The organism is Nocardioides sp. CF8, from assembly GCF_000389985.1.
Taxonomy (GTDB): Bacteria; Actinomycetota; Actinomycetes; order Propionibacteriales; family Nocardioidaceae; genus Nocardioides; species Nocardioides allogilvus.
Genome location: NZ_CM001852.1, coordinates 1,466,355 through 1,484,346, shown reverse-complemented (window position 1 = coordinate 1,484,346; position 17,992 = coordinate 1,466,355). Strand labels below are relative to the sequence as shown.

At 69.7% G+C, this 17,992-nt stretch carries 16 protein-coding genes and 1 tRNA gene; 8 read left to right on the top strand and 9 right to left on the bottom strand.

Annotation, left to right across the window (positions count from 1 at the left end):
• Window positions 1-3: 3 nt before the first annotated feature.
• Entirely contained in the window at window positions 4-1,461 is a 1,458-nt protein-coding gene (locus CF8_RS07275; protein WP_010832483.1) for a form I ribulose bisphosphate carboxylase large subunit, read from the bottom strand.
• Window positions 1,462-1,563: 102 nt separating this feature from the next.
• Here CF8_RS07275 and CF8_RS07270 point away from each other — a divergent pair, with 102 nt between their 5' ends.
• Together CF8_RS07270 and CF8_RS07265 are read left to right on the top strand one after the other, a co-directional pair.
• The gene (locus CF8_RS07270; RefSeq protein WP_010832482.1) at window positions 1,564-2,475 is read left to right on the top strand and encodes a LysR family transcriptional regulator; all 912 of its coding nucleotides are present in this window, start codon (window positions 1,564-1,566) and stop codon (window positions 2,473-2,475) included.
• A 35-nt stretch (window positions 2,476-2,510) separates the two neighbouring features.
• Window positions 2,511-3,482, top strand: a complete 972-nt coding sequence (locus tag CF8_RS07265; protein ID WP_010832481.1) for a class I fructose-bisphosphate aldolase — start codon at window positions 2,511-2,513, stop codon at window positions 3,480-3,482.
• A gap of 26 nt (window positions 3,483-3,508) precedes the next feature.
• Here the strand turns inward: CF8_RS07265 and CF8_RS07260 are convergent, their stop codons facing one another.
• Both CF8_RS07260 and CF8_RS07255 read right to left on the bottom strand, forming a co-directional pair.
• Window positions 3,509-4,678 carry a GAF domain-containing sensor histidine kinase gene (locus CF8_RS07260; RefSeq protein ID WP_010832480.1) on the bottom strand — a complete coding sequence of 390 codons (1,170 nt, stop codon included), beginning with the start codon at window positions 4,676-4,678 and terminating at the stop codon, window positions 3,509-3,511.
• On the bottom strand, window positions 4,675-5,343 hold the full coding sequence (locus CF8_RS07255) for a response regulator (RefSeq protein WP_010832479.1): 669 nt from the start codon (window positions 5,341-5,343) through the stop codon (window positions 4,675-4,677). Before CF8_RS07255 ends, CF8_RS07260 begins: the two co-directional genes overlap by 4 nt.
• A gap of 139 nt (window positions 5,344-5,482) precedes the next feature.
• Between CF8_RS07255 and rpe the strand changes: the two genes are divergently transcribed.
• The 5 genes from rpe to CF8_RS07230 are packed head-to-tail and all read left to right on the top strand — an operon-like array spanning window position 5,483 to window position 11,361.
• The gene (rpe, locus tag CF8_RS07250) at window positions 5,483-6,208 is read left to right on the top strand and encodes a ribulose-phosphate 3-epimerase (protein ID WP_232211592.1); all 726 of its coding nucleotides are present in this window, start codon (window positions 5,483-5,485) and stop codon (window positions 6,206-6,208) included.
• On the top strand, window positions 6,205-8,130 hold the full coding sequence (gene tkt, locus CF8_RS07245; protein ID WP_010832477.1) for a transketolase: 1,926 nt from the start codon (window positions 6,205-6,207) through the stop codon (window positions 8,128-8,130). Before rpe ends, tkt begins: the two co-directional genes overlap by 4 nt.
• Window positions 8,127-8,834 carry an HAD-IA family hydrolase gene (locus CF8_RS07240; RefSeq protein ID WP_010832476.1) on the top strand — a complete coding sequence of 236 codons (708 nt, stop codon included), beginning with the start codon at window positions 8,127-8,129 and terminating at the stop codon, window positions 8,832-8,834. The genes tkt and CF8_RS07240 overlap by 4 nt, the downstream gene beginning before the upstream one ends.
• Before the next feature lie 20 nt (window positions 8,835-8,854).
• A complete protein-coding gene (locus tag CF8_RS07235; protein WP_198016962.1) occupies window positions 8,855-10,237 on the top strand; it encodes an FAD-binding oxidoreductase in 1,383 nt (460 codons plus the stop codon).
• Window positions 10,238-10,254: 17 nt separating this feature from the next.
• Window positions 10,255-11,361, top strand: coding sequence for a pyridoxal-phosphate-dependent aminotransferase family protein (locus CF8_RS07230; protein ID WP_010832474.1), 1,107 nt, complete (start codon window positions 10,255-10,257; stop codon window positions 11,359-11,361).
• 9 nt (window positions 11,362-11,370) lie between these two features.
• Here the strand turns inward: CF8_RS07230 and CF8_RS07225 are convergent, their stop codons facing one another.
• The 4 genes from CF8_RS07225 to CF8_RS07210 are packed head-to-tail and all read right to left on the bottom strand — an operon-like array spanning window position 11,371 to window position 15,573.
• Window positions 11,371-12,576, bottom strand: coding sequence for a phosphoglycerate kinase (locus tag CF8_RS07225; protein WP_232211591.1), 1,206 nt, complete (start codon window positions 12,574-12,576; stop codon window positions 11,371-11,373).
• Complete coding sequence (gap, locus tag CF8_RS07220; RefSeq protein WP_010832472.1) at window positions 12,573-13,580, bottom strand: type I glyceraldehyde-3-phosphate dehydrogenase; 1,008 nt, start codon at window positions 13,578-13,580, stop codon at window positions 12,573-12,575. The genes CF8_RS07225 and gap overlap by 4 nt, the downstream gene beginning before the upstream one ends.
• Before the next feature lie 33 nt (window positions 13,581-13,613).
• Window positions 13,614-14,489, bottom strand: a complete 876-nt coding sequence (locus tag CF8_RS07215) for a phosphoribulokinase (RefSeq protein ID WP_036490474.1) — start codon at window positions 14,487-14,489, stop codon at window positions 13,614-13,616.
• Between the two features lie 10 nt (window positions 14,490-14,499).
• Window positions 14,500-15,573 carry a class 1 fructose-bisphosphatase gene (locus CF8_RS07210; protein WP_198652410.1) on the bottom strand — a complete coding sequence of 358 codons (1,074 nt, stop codon included), beginning with the start codon at window positions 15,571-15,573 and terminating at the stop codon, window positions 14,500-14,502.
• A gap of 219 nt (window positions 15,574-15,792) precedes the next feature.
• Between CF8_RS07210 and CF8_RS07205 the strand changes: the two genes are divergently transcribed.
• A complete protein-coding gene (locus tag CF8_RS07205; RefSeq protein ID WP_010832469.1) occupies window positions 15,793-16,665 on the top strand; it encodes an HAD-IIA family hydrolase in 873 nt (290 codons plus the stop codon).
• A gap of 6 nt (window positions 16,666-16,671) precedes the next feature.
• Here CF8_RS07205 and CF8_RS07200 read toward each other — a convergent pair whose 3' ends face one another.
• Both CF8_RS07200 and CF8_RS07195 read right to left on the bottom strand, forming a co-directional pair.
• A complete protein-coding gene (locus CF8_RS07200; protein WP_036490470.1) occupies window positions 16,672-17,592 on the bottom strand; it encodes a Dyp-type peroxidase in 921 nt (306 codons plus the stop codon).
• Between the two features lie 319 nt (window positions 17,593-17,911).
• Window positions 17,912-17,987: transfer RNA gene (locus tag CF8_RS07195), tRNA-Ala, on the bottom strand.
• Window positions 17,988-17,992: the final 5 nt, after the last annotated feature.

Below are 17,992 nucleotides of genomic sequence, written 5' to 3'. Positions count from 1 at the left end.
TCGTCAGGACGGCGTCGCGGTGGGGACGAAGTCCGGAGCGTCGGTGCTGGTGTAGTCGAAGGTGACGTCACCCCAGGTGGACAGTGCTGCCTCCAGCGGCTGGCAGGTCTTGGCCGCGTTGCGGAGCACGTCAGCACCCTCGCGCAGCAGGTCCTTGCCCTCGTTGCGGGCCTTGACCATCGCCTCGAGCGCGACCCGGTTGGCCTCGGCGCCCGCGGCGATGCCGTAGGGGTGCCCGATCGTGCCGCCACCGAACTGCAGGATCACGTCGTCCTGGAAGAGGTCCAGCAGCTGGTGCATCTGCCCGGCGTGGATGCCTCCCGAGGCGACGGGCATGACGCCCGGCATCGAGGCCCAGTCCTGGTCGAAGAAGATGCCGTTCTCCAGGTTGGTCGCGACCTTGTCCTCGCGCAGCGTGTCGTAGAAGCCGCGCGTGGTGGCCGGGTCGCCCTCGAGCTTGCCGACGACCGTGCCGGCGTGCAGGTGGTCGACACCCATCAGGCGACACCACTGGGAGATCACCCGGAAGCTGACGCCGTGCGTCTTCTGTCGGGTGTACGTCGAGTGGCCGGCGCGGTGCAGGTGGAGCAGCAGGCCGTTCTCGCGGCACCAGTTCGCCATCGACTGGATCGCCGTGTAGCCGATGGTGAGGTCGATCATCACGATGACGCTGCCGATCTCCTTGGCGAACTCCGCCCGGCGATACATCTCCTCCATGGTGCCGGCGGTGATGTTGAAGTAGTGACCCTTCAGCTCACCGGTCTCGGCCATCGCCTTGTTGACACCCTCCATGCCGAAGAGGAACCGGTCGCGCCACCGCATGAACGGCTGGGAGTTGATGTTCTCGTCGTCCTTGGTGAAGTCGAGGCCACCCTTGCAGGCCTCGTAGACGACACGGCCGTAGTTGCGAGCCGACAGGCCGAGCTTCGGCTTGATCGTGGCGCCGAGCAGTGGGCGACCGTACTTGTTGAGGAACTCCCGCTCCATGACGATGCCGTGCGCGGGCCCCTGGAAGGTCTTCTTGTAGGCGACCGGGATCCGCATGTCCTCCAGGCGCAGCGCCTTCAGCGGCTTGAACCCGAAGACGTTGCCGATGATCGAGGAGGTCAGGTTGGCGATCGATCCCTCCTCGAAGAGGTCGATGTCGTAGGCGATATAGGCGAAGTACTCCCCGGGTCGGCCCGGCACGTCATCGACCTTGTAGGCCTTGGCCTGGTAGTGCGAGTTGGCGGTCAGCCGGTCCGTCCAGACCACCGTCCAGGTCGCGGTCGACGACTCGCCCGCCACGGCCGCGGCGGCCTCGATCTTGTCCACACCGTCCTGTGGAGTCATCCGGAAGACCGCGAGGATGTCGGTCTCCTTCGGTTCGTAGTCGGGGTTCCAGTAGCCCATGCCTGCATAGCTCTGGACGCCTGGGTCCCAACGCTCCTTGATCTCCGTGCTCTCTTCGATGGTTGTCATCGCGGTTTCCTTTCCGGTTGCCTGCGGGAGCACCAGTCTGTGGGGGCAACTGATCAACTACAATTGACTCTTCACCGCTGATCATTAAGGGATGAGTTATCCATGGCCAACCCCACGGACCTGCCGGCAGCCGCCACCTGGGCTCGCCTGCAGACCTTCATCGCCGTCTACGACGGCGGCAGCGTCCGGGTCGCCGCCGAGTCGCTCCACGTGACGCCGCCTGCCGTCTCCGCCGCCATCTCGGCGCTGGAGTCGGCGCTCGGCGTACCCCTCTTCACCAAGGCGGGTCGCGGCATCGTGCCCACCGACGCGGGCGACATCTTCGCGTCCTACGTCCACAAGCTGCTGGGCCTGCTGGTCGAGGCCTCCGGAGCCGTGCACGACGCCGATCGCGGCCGCGTCCGCATCGGGGCCGTCGCGACCGCGAGCGAATACGTCCTTCCTCCCCTGATCGCGTCCTTCGCCCGTGAGCACCCCCACGTCGAGCTGTCGCTGTCGGTGCTGCCACGAGACGAGCTTTTCGCACTGGCCGCCGATCACCACGTCGACGTGGTGCTGGCCGGCCGCCCCCCACGAGGGTCGGGGCTGATCACCCGAGCCCGCCGCCCCAACAGGCTCCTGCTGGTCGGACGCCCCGGACTCGAGGGCGACCCGTTGACCACTCCGTGGCTGCTCACGGCGGTCGGCTCCGGCACCCGGGACACGACGCTGTCCCTCCTCAACCGGCTCCAGGCGGCGCCCCCGCTCCTCACGCTGGGCACCTCCGGAGCGGTCGTGGCCGCTGCGCGGCAGGGGCTGGGAGTGACCCTCGTGCACGAGGAGGCCGTGCGTGGCCAGGTCGCCAGCGGGGAGCTCACCACCTACCCGCTCGCCGGCACGCCCCTGGACCGCCCCTGGCACCTCTGCACCAGCGCCGAGCCGACGTCGGCGACGCGGTTGTTCGTACGGCACGTCAGCAACCAGGAGAGCGTGGGGGAAGCCGGGTTTCACACCCGGGATCGCCCGAAGGGGTGAGTCCTTCGTCGCGGCAGCCTGCGCATGCTGCGGGGATGAGCATCCTCCACAGCACAGCCCGTGAGCTGACCCACGGCGGCCGCGGCATCCTGGCCGCCGACGAATCCATCAAGACGATGTCCGCCCGCCTCGAGGCGGAGGGCATCACTGCCGGCGAAACCGCGCGTCGGGACTACCGCGAGCTCCTGCTCACTGCGCCCGGACTCTCCGCGACCGTCAGTGGCATCATCCTGGCCGACGAGACGTTCGGCCAGGAGCTCAGCGACGGGCGCCCCTTTCCGGTTGCGGCCCGCGAGCTCGGAGTCCTGCCCGGCATCAAGGTCGACACCGGCACCACCCCACTTCCCGGTGCTGGCGGCGCCCTGATCACCGAGGGGCTCGACGGCCTCGGCGCGCGCCTGTCGTCGTACGCCGAACGCGGAGCCGCCTTCGCCAAGTGGCGCGCGGTCATCGACATCGCCACGACCACCGAGCAGACGGCGCGCGCCAACGGGCACGCCCTGGCCCGGTATGCGGCCCTGTGCCAGGAGCACGGCATCGTTCCCATCGTGGAACCCGAGGTGCTCTGCTCCGGTGACCACGACATCGTCGCGTGCGCCGACACCACCCGACTCGCGCTCGCTGTGGTGTTCAACGAGCTCGAGGATGCGGGCGTCGATCTGAGGGGCATCGTGCTCAAGCCCAACTTCGTCACGCCCGGCCTGGAGGCGCCGAAGGTCAGTGCGGCCGCGGTGGCCGCTGCGACGTTCGAGATCCTTCGTTCCACCGTGCCCGCAGCGGTCCCCGGCATCGCGTTCCTCTCCGGCGGGCACCCGACCGACGACGTGTGCGCCTTCCTCAAGGAGCTCAGCGCGATCCCGGAGCGACCCTGGGACGTGACGTTCTCCTTCGGGCGAGCCCTGGTGAGCGCGGCACTGAGCACCTGGGGCGGAGCCCCGGCCAACGTCGACGCCGCGCAGGAACGGCTTCTCGACAACTGCCGCCAGGCCGCCGACGCCACTGCCTGACCTCACCGCACGGACGAGTGCCCGACCTACAGGGGCAGCTCGACCAGCACCGTGGTCCCGCGACCAGGCACCGACTCGACCCGCAACGACGCCTCGATCACGGCGCATCGCTCGGCGACGGAGCTCAGCCCGAAGTGCTGGCTGCCATCAGCGTCCCCCGCCCGGGACGTCCGGGTCTCCGCAACGTCGAAGCCCAGGCCGTCGTCGGTGCAGCCCAGCACCATGGAGTCGCCGACGCGACGCAGCGAGAGCGTGATCTGCTCGGCATCAGCGTGCTTGACCGCGTTGGCGAGCGCCTCCTGGGCGATCCGGTAGAGCGATGCGGCCGCGTGGTCCGGAATCGTGTCGACGCCCGCCTCGGGGTCAACGACGAGACGGATCTCCGGCCCGTCGTCTCGTCGCGCCGTCTGCACCAGCGACTCGATCGCCGCGACCAGCCCGAGGTCGTCCAGGACCAGACTGTGCAGGCCGGTGATCGCCGCGCGGGTCTGGTTGTAGGCCATGTCCGCGAGCGCGCGGGCGTTGGAGATCTCGTCTCGCGCGCGGTAGAGCTCCTTGACCCGGGTCGGCAGGTCCGACTCGTCGCTCGCGGCGAGCTGGGAGACGGTGAGGTCTGCGGCCGAGAGGTGGAACGACATCGAGGCCAGGGCTGTGGTCACGCCGTCGTGCAGGTCGAACGCCAGTCGGCGGCGCTCAGCCTCCTGGGCCTGGACCGCCTGCTTGATCAACTGGTCCCGTTCGGTGCGATGACGGCTGGCGGCACGGAAGAGCTGCTCGGCATGGACGTGCAACCCGAGCAGCGAAACCACCGACTCCGCGGCCGCAAGGTCCGCGTCACCGAAGGGCCTGCGCGGGCTGCGGTGCACGGCGAGCACACCGATCACCCTGCCGTCGACGCCGGGGAGCGGCAGGCACATCCGGGCCACGGTCTGGTGGGGGGCGAGGCCGAGCAGCTGCCGGTGGAGGGCGTTGCGCGGGGAGTCGGCCTCCAGCAGCACCGCCTTCCGGGTGCGTGCCACCAGCCCGGTGACGCCGAAGCCGACCTGGAGCTTGAGCGCCGCCGCCGAAGGGTGCGTCGGATGCATGTCGACGATGCTGAGGTCCTGGCCGTCGATCGCGTAGACGAGCACGCCCTCGGCATCCAGCAGGTCCGCGAGCTGTCGGGCGTCGGGCACCTCGTCACCTGCGGGCTTCAATGGAACAGGCCTTCCCGGAGCGCGACGGAGATCGCTCCGCTGCGGTCGGAGACCCCGAGCTTGCGGTAGAGGCCACGGATGTGGGTCTTGACGGTGTCCTCGCTGACCACGAGCTTGCCGGCGACACCCTTGTTCGAGTGACCGGAGACGAGCAGCTCGAGGACCTCGGACTCGCGCTGGGTGAGACCGAGGTGGGCCCCCGACCAGAACTCCCCTGCACTGAGCCTCGCGGCCGACAGCGCCACCCGTCCGGCCAGGGCGGGGTCCACGACGATCTCGCCCTCGCGAACCAGGCGCAGGTGGTGGACCAGCTCCTGACCGTCGATGCGCTTGAGGATGTAGCCCGAGGCACCGACACGCAGCGCCTGGTAGAGGTAGTGCTCGTCGTCGTACACCGTCAGCAGCACGACCTTGGTCCCCGGGTGCTGGGAGGTGACCTGCCGGCACAGGTCCAGGCCGCTCTCCCTGCCAATGCGCACGTCGCACAAGGCCACGTCCGGGTTCAGCTCGGCGATCAGCGCGAGGGCGCCGGCTGCGGTGGTCGACTGGCCGACGATCTGCACCTCGTCCGGGAAGTGGCCCAACATCGCGCCGAGCCCCTGCAGCACCATCTCGTGGTCGTCCACGAGCACGAGGCGCAGTGGGGTCGTGGCGGTCTCCGGCATGGCCCAAGGCTAGCCACCCACACCGGTCCGACAGGTCCCTCTCCGGGCATCTCACCCTCACCTCCACCCACGTGGGTGAGTGCCGTACGGCGCCGTGCGCGGTCCCATGGAGGCACCAGACCAGGAAGGGGCGATCCCGATGACGCAGACCATGGCTCCGTCCGCCGCCACCCGCACCCGCGAGCCCCTCATCGTGCCGTCGGTGCTGCCCGCCGACTTCGCCCGCATCGGTGACGAGGTCCGCGAGCTCTGCGAGGCTGGCGTCGACCGCATCCAGTGGGACGTGATGGACGGCGTGTTCGTCCCCAACCTCACCTTCGGTCCCGACGTGATCGCGGCAGCGCGTCCGCACAGCACGGTCGGCTTCGAGGCCCACCTCATGGTCGTCAATCCCGACGAGCTCCTGGGGAGGTACGTCGACGCGGGCTGTGAGCTCGTCATCGTGCACGCCGAGGCCTGCACCCACCTGCACCGCACCCTGGCCCGCATCCGCGAGCTCGGCGCCCGCAGCGGGGTCGCGCTCAACCCGCACACGCCGGCCGAGGTCTTCGGCCACGTGATGGAGGAGACCGACCTGGTCCTCGCCATGACCGTCAACCCGGGCTTCGGCGGGCAGGCCTACATCTCCGCGGTCGAGCCCAAGGTCGCCCGGCTGCGCCGGATGATCGACGAGTCCGGCCTCGACATCGAGCTCGAGGTCGACGGCGGCATCACCGAGGCGACCGTCAGCGAGGCGGCCGCGGCCGGTGCGGACGTGTTCATCTCGGGTTCCTGGATGTACGCCTACCCGGCCGGCAAGGCAGCCGCCGTCACCCGGCTCCGCGAGATCGCGGCCGAGAACATGACCCAAGGAGGTCCGTCATGACCGACGTCCTGCAGACCGAGCACACGACCGTCGAGACCGACCGACTCGCCGTCGACACGCTGCGCTTCCTCGCCGCCGACATGGTCCAGGCCGCCAACAGCGGGCACCCCGGCATGCCCATGGGAGCGGCACCGATGGCCTGGGCGCTCTGGAGCCGCCACCTGCGCCACGACCCGGCCGACCCGGCGTGGGCCGACCGCGACCGTTTCGTGCTCTCGGCCGGCCACGGCTCGGCACTGCTCTACGGCCTCCTGCACATCTTCGGTTACGACCTGCCGACCGAGGAGCTGCGGGCATTCCGCCAGCTCGGCTCACGCACACCGGGGCACCCGGAGTTCGGACACACCCCCGGGGTCGAGTGCACCACCGGGCCGCTCGGCCAGGGGTTGGCCATGGCCGTCGGCATGGCGCTGGCCGAGCGCATGAGCGCGGCGCGTTTCCCCCGGGTCACCGACCACCGCACCTACGCGATCGTCGGCGACGGCTGCCTGATGGAGGGCGTCAGCCACGAGGCCGGCTCCTTCGCCGGACACCTCGGGCTGGGCGGACTCGTCGTGCTCTGGGACGACAACTCGATCACCATCGACGGTGCCGTCGATCGATCCTGCAGCGACGACCAGCTGGCCCGCTTCGCGGCCTACGGCTGGCACACCGAGCAGGTGCTGGACGGCACCGACGTCGAGGCGATCCACGAGGCGATCACGCGCGCCGAGGCAGACCCGCGCCCGAGCTTCATCGCGGTCCGCACGGTGATCGGCCAGGGCGCCCCCGGGGTCGAGGGGACGTCGAAGGCGCACGGCTCGCCACTCGGGGAGGAGCTGCTGGCCGAGACGAAGCGGCTGGCCGGCTGGGACCACGAAGCCTTCACGGTGCCGGAGCCGGTCCGGGCCGCCTGCGCGGCACTCGCGGCCGATGGCGCCCGCGCACACGCCGAGTGGGACAAGACGTTCGCGGCCTTCGCCGACGCAGAGCCCGAGGTGGCCGCGCAGTTCACCCGGGCCCTCGGGCGCGCGCTGCCCGCTGACCTCGAGGAGGTCCTGGGCGGTGCTGTCGGCGACGCTCCGCGGGCCACCCGGCAGTCGTCGCAGGCGTGCCTCAACGCCCTGCGGGACGCGCTGCCCGAGCTGGTCGGCGGCTCCGCAGACCTCGCCGGCTCGACCGGCACGTCGTTCGGCGACGTGATCACCCGCGACGACTTCGGGCGGAGGGCGATCGGCTTCGGCATCCGTGAGTTCGGCATGGCGACGTTCATGAACGGCATCAGCCTGCACGGCGGCTTCCGGGTCTTCGGCAGCACTTTCCTGGTGTTCGCCGACTACCTGCGCCCGGCCCTGCGTCTCTCGGCGCTGATGAAGCAGCCGGTCGTCTACGTGTTCACGCACGACTCGATCGCGGTCGGCGAGGACGGCCCGACGCACCAGCCGATCACGCACATCGAGTCCCTGCGGATCATCCCCGGCCTCCAGGTCCTCCGCCCGGCCGACGACGCGGAGACCGCGAGGGCCTGGCAGCTGGCCCTCGAGCGCACCGACGGGCCCACCGCACTGGTGCTCTCGCGCCAGTCGCTGCCCCAGCTGGACCGCGCGACGTTCGAGAGCGACAGCCCAGTCACCCTGGAGATCGTCGCCACCGGTTCGGAGGTGGCCCTGGCCGCGGCGGTGGCCGAGGTCTTCCGCGGGGAGGGGTACGGCGTCCGCGTGGTGTCCCCGTTCGACCGCTCCCGGTACACCCCGGACCCCTCGGCGACCCGGGTCAGCATCGAGGCCGGCAGCACGTCGGCGTGGTCCGGCATCGCCGACGTCGCCATCGGCATCGACGACTTCGGTGCCAGCGGTCCGGGCGAGGACGTCCTCGCCTTCCACGGCTTCACCGTCGACAACGTGGTGGCGAAGATCCGCGAACACCTCGCCACGAGGCGATGACCGGGCTGGAGGCCGTCATCTTCGACGTCGACGGCACGCTCGTGGACAGCGAGCGCGACGGTCACCGGGTGGCGTTCAACGCGGCCTTCGAGGAGGCGGGGCTGCCCGACCGGTGGGACGTCACGACCTACGGCGGACTGCTCAGCACCGCCGGCGGCGGCAAGCGGCTGGCGCGCTGGCTGGAGCGCGCAGGCCGCCCCGCTGACGAGGCGCGCGAGCTGGCCGCCGTGCTCCACGAGCGCAAGACCGCGATCATGCGAGTGCTCGTCGAGGAGGGGCACATCCGGGCCCGGCCGGGCATCCACCGGCTGATCGACGAGCTCGATAACCACGGGGTGCCGATGCACGTCGCCACCACCGGCACCCGGGCCTGGGTGGAGCCGTTGCTCGACCGGGTCTTCGGCGACCGCTTCGGCGTCGTCGTGACCGGGACCGAGGTGCCAGACCTGAAGCCCAGCCCCGCGGTGTACCTCGAGGTCCTGCACCGGCTCGGAACCGGACCCGAGGGTGTCGTGGCAGTCGAGGACTCCGCGAACGGCGTGCGGGCGGCCACTGCCGCAGGCCTGGTCTGCGTGGCCACCTACAACACCTACACCCGTGACGACGACCTGTCCGCAGCGACGCTGGTGACACCCGACGCCGCGGACCCGGCGTTCACGGCGTGGTTCCGCGACCGGCTTCGGGCGACCGTCCGCCCGGCGTGATGGCTGGCACACTCATGACCATGCAGGTGGACAGTGTTGTCGCCGACGCAGTCGCCGAGCTGGTCGGCTCGCTCCCCGACGGGGTGGTGGTGACCGGCGCCGACGAGATGGACAAGTACCGCGAAGACTTCGCGCGGGACGGGTCGGCCGGGATGCCGATCGCCGTCGTGCGCGCCGACAATGCCGGCCAGGTGCAGCAGGCAGTGCGCTGGGCGGCCGCGCACCGGGTGCCCGTTGTCCCGCGTGGCGCGGGCACGGGCCTGTCGGGCGGGTCCTCGGCCGTCGACGGCGGGACCACGATCTCGCTGGACCGGATGCGACTGATCGAGATCGATCCTGCCTGCCAGGTCGCGATCGTAGAGCCGGGCGCGTTGAACGCCGACGTCAAACGGGCCGCCGCCGAGCACGGCCTGTGGTACCCGCCCGACCCGTCGTCGTACGAGATCTGCTCGATCGGCGGCAACCTCGCCACCAACGCCGGCGGCCTGTGCTGCGTGAAGTACGGCGTGACGACCGACTACGTCCTCGGGATGGACGTCGTGCTGGCCGACGGCACGCTCGTCACGCTGGGCGGCAAGCAGATCAAGGATGTCGCCGGGCTGTCGCTGCTGAAGCTCTTCGTCGGCAGCGAGGGCACCCTCGGAGTCATCAGCCGGGCGACGCTGCGGTTGATCCCCGCCCAGACCGCGGGTGCGACCCTGGTCAGCGCCTTCCCGACCATGACCTCCGCGTCGCGTGCGGTGGTGGCCATCCGCAGTCGCGTGCGCTGTTCGATGCTGGAGCTGATGGACAACACGACCATCAACGCCGTCGAGGACTGGCGCTCCCACGGGCTCGACCGATCGACCGGCGCCCTGCTGCTCGCGCAGTCGGATGCGTCCGGAAGGTCGTGCGAGGCGGAGATCGATCTGATCCGCGAGTGCTGCGAGCATGAAGGTGCGTCCGACGTCTTCACGACCACCGACGCCGACGAGGCCCAGCTGTTCGTCGCGGCCCGTCGCAACGCGTTCCTGGCCCTCGAGCAGCGCGGCAGTGTCCTCTTCGAGGACGTCGGCGTCCCGGTGCCGCTACTGCCCGACCTCGTCGGCGGAGTGGCCGGCATCGCGAAGCGCTGTGCCGTTGAGATCGCCGTGGTGGCCCACGCCGGCGACGGCAACACCCATCCGATCATCGTGTATGACGCCGCCGATCCCGGCGCAGCGGAGCGGGCGCGTCAGGCGTTCGACGAGGTGATGGCGCTGGCGATCGCGCTCGGCGGCACCATCAACGGAGAGCACGGTGTCGGACGCGCGAAGAAGTCCGCACTGCCCGAACAGCTCGGTGCCGATGTGATGGCACTGACGCAATGCATCAAGGACGCCCTCGATCCCGACGGCATCCTCAACCCGGGCGCGGTCCTGTAGTCCCAACGAGGAGAGACATGACACCCATCGTCCGACGCCACCTGTTCGGCCCCGGCCCGACCAACCCCTACCCCGAGGCGACGGAGGGCCTGGCGCGACCGCTGCTCGGTCACCTCGATCCGGCCTTCATCGCGATCATGGACGAGACCTGTGATCGCCTCCGCGAGGCGTGGGGCACCACCAACGCACGGACCCTGCCGTTGTCGGCGACCGGGTCGGCGGGCATGGAGGCGGCCTTCGTCAACACCGTGACTCCCGGAGACGTGGTGGTCGTCGCCGTCAACGGCTTGTTCGGTCAGCGGATGTGCGAGGTCGCGCGCCGTTGCGGCGCAGAGGTGATCCCGGTCGAGCACCGGTGGGGCACCCCCGTCGATCCCGAGCGGGTGGTGGCCGCGCACCCCTCGCCGAGGGTCGTCGCCGCCGTACACGCCGAGACGTCGACCGGCGTCCGCTCCGACATTGCGGCGCTGGGTGCAGCCGTGCACGCGGCCGGTGACGCGCTTCTGGTCGTCGACGCAGTGACATCGATCGGCGGCCTCGAGCTGCGGGCCGACGACTGGGGCATCGACGTGGGCTACGCCGGCACCCAGAAGTGCCTGGGCGTCGCGCCCGGCCTGGCTCCGTTCACCATCAACGACCGAGCGTTCGCCCGTCGCGTCGAGCGTCCGCAGTCCTGGTACCTCGATCTCGGCCTCCTCGGCGGGTACGTCGGCGAGGCCGGTGCCAAGGGCGGCGGCCGGACCTATCACCACACCGCGCCGGTCGCCATGATCAGCTCCCTGCACGCCGGCCTCGGCCGAGTCCTCGACGAGGGGCTGGACAACGTGTGGGCCCGGCACGCCGCCGCCGGCCAGGCGCTCCAGGACGGGCTGGAGGCGATGGGCCTCGAGCTCTTTGCGGAGAAGGGCTCCCGGCTCCCCGACCTGACCACCGTGAAGGTGCCCGACGGGGTCGACTCGGCAGCGGTGCGCCGTACGATGCTGGAGCGCTACGACATCGAGATCGGCGCCGGCGTCGGCGAGTTCGCCGGATCCGTGTGGCGGATCGGCCTGATGGGCCCGAATGCCCGTCCGGACGCGGTCACCCTGGTGCTCGGTGCGCTGGCGGAAGTACTGGCCCGCTAGCAGGACGGCTCAACTGAGGACGTCGAGGCCGGGGAGCACCTTGCCCTCGAGGAACTCCAGGCTCGCACCGCCCCCGGTGGAGATGTGGCCGAAGGCGTCGTCGGCGAAGCCGAGTGCTCGTACGGCGGCGGCCGAGTCGCCTCCGCCGACGACCGAGAGTCCGTCGACCTCCGTGAGGGCCTGGGCGACCGCCCGGGTGCCGTCGGCGAAGGCAGGGAACTCGAAGACGCCCATCGGGCCGTTCCAGAACACCGTCCGCGCACTCCTGATCGCGTCTGCGAAGACAGCTGCCGAGGCGGGGCCGATGTCCAGGCCCATCTGGTCGGACGGCATGGCGTCCGCCGCGGCAACGGTGCCCGGCGCATCCGCGGCGAAAGTGGGTGCGACCACGATGTCGGTGGGCAGCAGGATCTCCACGCCGGCGGCAGCGGCCCGTTCGAGGTAGGCCAGGCAGGTCGCGATCTGGTCGGGTTCCAGCAGGGAGGACCCCACCTCGTGGCCCTGAGCGACCAGGAAGGTGAACACCATGCCACCGCCGATGAGCAGCTTGTCGGCCTTCTCAAGCAGGTTGTCGATGACGGCGAGTTTGTCGGAGACCTTGGATCCGCCGAGCACGACCACGTAGGGACGCTCCGGGGACTGGGTCAGCCGCTGCAGGACCTCGACCTCGCCCGCGACCAGGCCACCCATGACGGACGGCAGTCGCTGTGCCAGGTCGTAGACACTTGCCTGCTTGCGGTGCACGACACCGAACCCGTCCGAGACGAACCCGTCGCCCAGAAGCGCCAACATCCGGGCGAAGTCCGCCCGCTCGGCATCGACCTTGCTGGTCTCGCCTGCGTTGAAGCGCACGTTCTCCAGCAGTGCGACGTCGCCGTCCCCCAACACCTCCACGGTCGCTCGAGCCGAGTCACCGACCGTGTCGGTCGCGAAGGCGACGTACCTACCGAGCAGGTCGCTAAGCCGCTTGGCGACGTGGGCCAGGGTGAATGCCGGGTCCGGCGCGCCAGTCGGGCGGCCGAGGTGGGCCATCACGACCACGCGGGCCCCGGCCTCGGACAACTGCTTGATGGTCGGGACGCTCGCGCGGACGCGGCCGTCGTCGGTGATGACCGTGCCGTCGAGCGGCACGTTGAGGTCCGAGCGCACCAGCACCGTCCGGCCGCGGAGCCCCCCGAGCTCACGCGCCAGTCTTTCGACGCCGGCACTGCTCACAGCGCGTCACCCACCAGGGACACGAGGTCCGCCAGCCGGTTGGAGTAGCCCCACTCGTTGTCGTACCAGCCGATGACCTTGACCTGGTTGCCGATCACCTTGGTCAGGGGCGAGTCGAAGATGCAGGACGCCGGATCGGTGACGATGTCGGAGGAGACGATCGGATCCGTGGAGTACCTCAGGTACTTGCCGTCCGCTGCCTTCTCGATCGCGGCGTTGACCTCCTCGATCGACGTCTCGCGGCCGGCTTCGAAGGTGAGGTCGGTGGCCGAGCCGGTAGGCACCGGCACCCGCAACGCGAAACCGTCCAGCCTGCCCTTGAGCTCCGGCAGCACCAGGCCGATCGCCTTCGCCGCCCCCGTCGAGGTCGGCACGATGTTCAACGCCGCCGCGCGCGCCCGGCGTACGTCCTTGTGGATGTTGTCCTGGAGGTTCTGGTCGGCGGTGTAGGCGTGGATCGTGGTCATCAAGCCCTTGACGATGGTGAACTCGTCGTTGAGCGCCTTGGCCATCGGCGCCAGGCAGTTCGTCGTGCACGACGCGTTGGAGATGACGTCGTGCTTCGCCGGGTCGTAGAGGCCGTCGTTGACGCCCATCACGATGGTGATGTCCTCGTGGGTGGCGGGCGCGGAGATGATCACCTTCCTGGCTCCCGCCTCGAGGTGCGCCCTCGCCTTGGTGGCATCGGTGAAGAAGCCGGTCGACTCGATGACGATGTCGACTCCCAATTCACCCCACGGCAGGTTGGCCGGATCCCGTTCCGCGAACGCCGCGATGGTCCGGTCGCCCACCTTGATCGACATTGCCTCCGCCGAGACATCCACATCGAGGCGACCCAGGATCGAGTCGTACTTGAGCAGGTGCGCAAGCACGGCGTTGTCGGTCAGGTCGTTGACGCCGACGATCTCGATGTCGGCCTGCCCCGACGCGTCGAGCGCGCGGACTGCACGGAAGAAGTTGCGGCCGATGCGGCCGAAGCCGTTGATACCGACACGAATGGTCACGAGGTCCTCCTGGGGACGATGGAGTGCACTGGCTCAGCGTGCCTTGTCCCGGCGCTCGATGAGCCGCCAGAGCATGGGCGTGAAGATCAGCTGCATCGCCAGGTCCATCTTTCCGCCGGGGCACACGATGGTGTTGGGCCGCGACATGAACGAGTCGTGCAGCATGGACAGCAGGTAGGGGAAGTCGATCCCCTTCGGGTTGGCGAACCTGATCACGAGCATCGACTCGTCCTGGCTCGGGATGGTCCGGGCGATGAAGGGGTTGGACGTGTCCACGATCGGGACGCGCTGGAAGTTCACGTGCGTGCGGGAGAACTGCGGGCACATGTAGTTCACGTAGTCCTCCATCCGGCGCAGGATCGTCTCGGTGACCGCCTCCGTGGAGTAGCCGCGCTTGGCCTTGTCACGGTGCAGCTTCTGGGTCCACTCGAGGTTGATGACCGGGACCACGCCGATCAGCAGGTCGGCGTACTGCGCGACGTTGACGGTCTCGGTGGCCACCGCGCCGTGCAGGCCCTCGTAGAAGAGCAGGTCGGTGCCGACGGGGAGCTCCTCCCAGGGCGTGAACGTGCCGGGCTCCTGCTGGTACGGCGCCGCCTCCTCGTCGTCGTGGAGGTACTTGCGCACCTTGCCGGTGCCCGTTTCGCCGTACACGCGAAACAGGTCCTCGAGCTCGTCGAAGAGGTTGGCCTCGGGCCCGAAGTGGCTGAAGGAGTGGTCGCCGTCGGCCACGGCGCGCGTCATCTCCCCCTTCATCGCCATCCGGTCGAACCGGTGGAAGCTGTCGCCCTCGATGAAGGCGGCAGTGAGCTGCTCACGGCGGAATATCTGCTCGAAGATGCGCATGACGGAGGTGGTGCCAGCGCCGGACGAACCGGTGATGGCAACGACTGGGTGCTTGGCGGACACGGGGCCCTCCTCAGGTGTTGGCGCGGAACAGGCCGCGGATGCCGTAGAACGGGTGGGCTTCGACCGGTTCCTCGGTGGGCTCGGCGTGGTAGCGCTCGATGCGCTCCACCTCCTCGCAGCTGCCGAAGATGAAGCCGATGCGCTGGTGCAGGTCCGTCGGCTGGACGTCCAGGACCCGGTCGTAGCCGGTCGTGGCGCGGCCACCGGCCTGCTCGATCAACATGGCGATCGGGTTGGCCTCGTAGAGAAGGCGCAGCCGCCCCGCCTTGCTGGGGTCCTTCGAGTCGCGGGGATACAGGAAGACGCCGCCGCGGGTGAGGATCCGATGTGTCTCGGCGACCAGGGACGCGACCCAACGCATGTTGAAGTCCCGTCCACGCGGGCCGTTGACCCCCTGCAGGCACTCGTCGACGTAGCGCAGCACCGCCGGCTCCCAGAAGCGCCGGTTGGAGCTGTTGACGGCATACTCCGACGTCGACTGCGGCACGGTGACGCCCTGCTCGGTGAGGAAGAACTCGCCGAGCACCGGGTCCAGGGTGAAGGCGTGCACGCCCCTCCCGACGGTGATGACGAGAACTGTGGCCGGCCCGTAGACGGCGTACCCGGCGGCGATCTGCTCCGTGCCGTGCTGCAGGAAGTCCTCCACCGCCGGGTCCTCGCCGGCGACGGGCGCGCGCAGGATCGAGAAGATGCTGCCCACCGACACGTTGACGTCGATGTTCGACGATCCGTCGAGCGGGTCGAAGGTGAGGAGGTACTTGCCGCGCGGGTACTCCCCCGGAATCTGGTAGGGATCGTCGAGCTCCTCGGACGCCATCCCGGCCACGTTCCCGGTCCACTCGTTGGCGGACAGGAAGATGTCGTTGGCGACAACGTCGAGCTTCTGCTGCTGCTCGCCCTGGACGTTGACGGCACCGGCCTTGCCGATGACACCGGTGAGCGCGCCCGTGGCGATGCGCTTCGAGATCGCCTTGCACGCCAGGGCGACGTCGAGGATGAGGGAGTTCAGGTCGCCGCTCGACCCCGGGTGGCGGCGGCGCTCCTCGATGAGGAACTGGGTCAGCGTGGTGCGTTCGGTCAGCATCATGTCCTCCTCAGGGGACGGTGGCCGGCCGGCGGTGTGCGGGGCCTGCATCGAGCAGACCAGCGCGCCCCCTGCCGGGCATCCACCCGAGGGGTGACAGGAGGGGTGGGCCGGCTGTGGGTACGCCGCCACTCACCCGCTGCTCCCACCCTGCGGGTGAGTCCCGCCGACCCGCGAGGTGGTTAGCGTCGCGTCCACCACCTGCCCGAGGAGCCCCCCGTGACCAGCACGTCCCCGGAACGCCATACGGACCTACCCATCGGCTCACTGGCCACCCGCTACCGCGGAGTCATCTGTGACCTCGACGGCGTCGTCTACCGCGGCCCGGAGGCGGTACCCGGAGCAATCGCGACCCTCGACGTGCTCGCCGCCGCGGGTGTCGGGATCGCGTTCGCCACCAACAACGCCTCCCGCCCGCCGGAGGACGTGACTGCCCACCTGGTCGACCTGGGCCTGCCACCGGGCGAGTGGTCCGTGGTCACCAGCTCCGAGGCGGCCGGGGCACATCTGGCCGCCCTGCTCTCCCCCGGGGCGCGGGTGCTGGCCGTCGGTGGCCCGGGCGTCAGCGCGGCGCTGCGTGCCACCGGTCTCACACCCGTCCGGTTGGCGGATCTCGACGAGCGCCCGGTGCAGGCGGTGGTCCAAGGGCTCGGCGTTGACGTCTGCTGGCGCGAGCTCGACGAGATCGCCCACCAGGCACGCCAGGGCGTGCCGTGGGTCGCGACCAACCTCGACCTCAGCCTGCCGACAGCACGCGGCTCTGCGCCGGGCAACGGCGCTCTGGTCCGGGTCGTCCGTGCCGCCACCACCGCGGAGCCCCACGTGACCGGCAAACCGGGATCCGACCTCTTCGACCTGGCCCGGACACGGCTCGGGACCCGCGCTCAGGACACCCTGGTCATCGGCGATCGCCTGGACACCGACATCGCCGGCGCCAACGCGGCGGGGCTCGACTCCCTGCTGGTCCTGTCCGGTGCCGCCACGCTGGAAGACCTGAGCTCCGCGCAGGAGCACGAGCGCCCCACGTACCTCGCCGACGATCTCACCGCGCTGTTCGCCGCCGGGCTCCGAACACCCCCGCCACGGGGCTGATCAGGTCTACGGGTCCTCCAGGAAGCCGACCGGCGGCACGAAGAACAGGCACCCCGTGTGCGGCGTCGAGAAGTCCAGCACCCGGTCGTGGTTGCCCGCCGGCTCGCCGATGAACATCCGCCGCAGCATCGTCTCGGTCACGTCCGGATCTGCGGCGTACCCGATGAAATAGGTGCCGAACTCGGCGGCGCCGATCTGCCCGAACGGCATGTTCTCGCGCACGATCTTGCGGTCGTTGCCGGCGGCGTCGGTGATCGAGTTGAGCGTGACGTGCGAGTTGGAGGCCTTCTCGTCGTCGGGGATCTCGATGTCGCTCAACTTGTGCCGCCCAATCGCGGCCTCCTGCTGCTCGACGGTCAGCGCGTTCCACCCGTCGAGGTCGTGGAGATACTTCTGGACGATCACATAGCTACCACCTGCGTGGTCTCCCTCGGCGATCAGCACTGTCCCTGCCGCCTCGTCGCCGACCGGGTTCTCCGTGCCGTCCACGAACCCCAGCAGATCCCGCTCGTCGAAGAACTTGAAGCCGTGCACCTCGTCCACGACATCGACGTGGTCGCGCAGCTGCTCGATCAGCCGGTAGCCGAGTTCGAAGCAAACGTCGGTGCGCTGCGACCCGATGTGGAACAGGACGTCACCAGGCGTCGACGGCGCCGTGTGTTCAGCCCCCGCGATCGCTGCGAAGGTGTGCAGACCAGCCGGTCGCGGTCGGTCGTATAACCGGTCCCAGAACTCGGCGCCGATCCCGACTATGCACCTGAGCTCGTCATCCGGTGCGCGGAACCCGACCGCGCGGGTCAAGGCCGGGACGCCGGCCAGGGCGTCGCGCACGACTTCCTCTGACCCGGACCTCACGGTCAGGACAAGAAACAGCGCCGCCTGCGCCGGCGACGCGACGATGGCTTGGGGGCTGTGCGTGCCGCTCACTCGATCAACCTAGAGCCGTCCACCGCAGCCGCCAACACCGGTAGGCCTTGGGAAACGGGGTTCGGACGGACGCTTCTCATGACATCCCGACTCGGTGCGGGCGGGTTGCGTCGGAGCGAACCCACCGTGGCCCGAGTTGCGCTGTCGGTGGAGGTGAGGGGACTCGAACCGTGACCCTGTGATGCGGTCCGCGCGTTCCCGAGAATCCTCCATCGATTCGAACCCCCGGTGCCGGCAGCAGAAAAGCAGCACAATTGGGCCATAAATGCGACCAGAGGCCACTCTCTTTAGCGAGAAAATGGCCTCTGACCTGCGGTGATGGTGGAGGTGAGGGGACTCGAACCCCTGACCCTCTGCATGCCATGCAGATGCGCTACCAGCTGCGCCACACCCCCATCGG

What these genes read in the sequence shown, in the direction of transcription:
- tkt (WP_010832477.1), top strand. Translation starts at nt 6,205, where the DNA reads ATGACCGACGTCCTGCAGACCGAGCACACGACCGTCGAGACCGACCGA.
- CF8_RS07235 (WP_198016962.1), top strand. Translation starts at nt 8,855, where the DNA reads ATGCAGGTGGACAGTGTTGTCGCCGACGCAGTCGCCGAGCTGGTCGGC.
- CF8_RS07240 (WP_010832476.1), top strand. Translation starts at nt 8,127, where the DNA reads ATGACCGGGCTGGAGGCCGTCATCTTCGACGTCGACGGCACGCTCGTG.
- CF8_RS07230 (WP_010832474.1), top strand. Translation starts at nt 10,255, where the DNA reads ATGACACCCATCGTCCGACGCCACCTGTTCGGCCCCGGCCCGACCAAC.
- CF8_RS07265 (WP_010832481.1), top strand. Translation starts at nt 2,511, where the DNA reads ATGAGCATCCTCCACAGCACAGCCCGTGAGCTGACCCACGGCGGCCGC.
- CF8_RS07255 (WP_010832479.1), bottom strand. Translation starts at nt 5,343, where the DNA reads ATGCCGGAGACCGCCACGACCCCACTGCGCCTCGTGCTCGTGGACGAC.
- CF8_RS07210 (WP_198652410.1), bottom strand. Translation starts at nt 15,573, where the DNA reads ATGCTGACCGAACGCACCACGCTGACCCAGTTCCTCATCGAGGAGCGC.
- CF8_RS07270 (WP_010832482.1), top strand. Translation starts at nt 1,564, where the DNA reads ATGGCCAACCCCACGGACCTGCCGGCAGCCGCCACCTGGGCTCGCCTG.
- CF8_RS07275 (WP_010832483.1), bottom strand. Translation starts at nt 1,461, where the DNA reads ATGACAACCATCGAAGAGAGCACGGAGATCAAGGAGCGTTGGGACCCA.
- rpe (WP_232211592.1), top strand. Translation starts at nt 5,483, where the DNA reads ATGACGCAGACCATGGCTCCGTCCGCCGCCACCCGCACCCGCGAGCCC.